Here is a 544-nt window from a genome sequence, read left to right on the forward strand (position 1 = left end):
GGGCCGTGCTCGGTGAGGTCGTCGAGGAGGCGGGCGGTGAGGGCCTCGCGCGCGTACAGGACGCGGCCCGCCGCCGCGGGGGTGCTCGCCTCCGTCTCCGCCGCCGTCTCCGGCAGGTCCAGGCCGACGCCGTCGTACAGGACGAGGGTGCGGCGGTAGGACGGGGGGAGACGGAGGAGGACGTCGAGGAGGGCGCGGTCGGGGGGCGAGAGGGGCGGGGGCTCGGGGTGGCGGTGGCGGGGGCGCAGGCGGTGCCAGGGAGAGAGCGCGTACTCGTACGCCGTGGCGCGGACCCAGCCCGCCGGGTCGCGGTCCGTCGCGACCTCGGGCCAGCGCTGCCACGCCGACTGGAAGGCGCGTTCCACGGATTCGCGGGCCAGCTCACGGCGGCCGGTGAGGAGGTAGGCCTGGCGGACCAGGGCGGGGGCGCAGAAGGCGTACAGGGCGTCGAAGGCCTGGGCCGGGGTGAGGGGCGGGCGCTCGGCGGGCGGGGTGGCCTGTGCGCCGGTCTGCGCGCCGGGACCGGCCGAGGCGCTCCGGGGGG

The 544-nt window shown here is 79.0% G+C and carries 1 protein-coding gene; it reads right to left on the bottom strand.

Going from position 1 to position 544, the window contains the following annotated elements:
- Positions 1 to 544: RNA polymerase sigma factor (locus ACVNF4_RS36840; RefSeq protein ID WP_461807147.1), on the bottom strand; the 544-nt coding region annotated here is incomplete at both ends.

The sequence above is a fragment of the Streptomyces sp. S6 genome (genome assembly GCF_054880855.1).